The organism is Erwinia sp. PME.40.26/001, assembly GCF_055556675.1.
The window spans coordinates 1-233 of record NZ_JBVHNP010000459.1; the positions used below are offsets into that span (position 1 = coordinate 1).

Here is a 233-nt window from a genome sequence, read left to right on the forward strand (position 1 = left end):
TTGGGGCCGCCGAGGTAGCGGAACAGGGGCAGGTCGGCGCTGTCGGCGGCGGCCTTGGCGACGGCGAGCGAGACGCCGAGGATGGCGTTGGCGCCGGTGCGCGACTTGTTCTCGGTGCCGTCGGTCTCGATGAGGATCTCGTCGATGATGCGCTGCTCGCTGGCCTCGACACCCTCGATCGCGGGGCCGAGCTCGTCGACGACCGCGGCGACGGCCTTGAGGACGCCCTTGCC

1 pseudogene is annotated in these 233 nt (G+C 71.7%); it reads right to left on the reverse strand.

Going from position 1 to position 233, the window contains the following annotated elements:
• Positions 1-233: pseudogene (locus ACZ3HG_RS24970) on the reverse strand (phosphopyruvate hydratase); the annotation flags it as partial.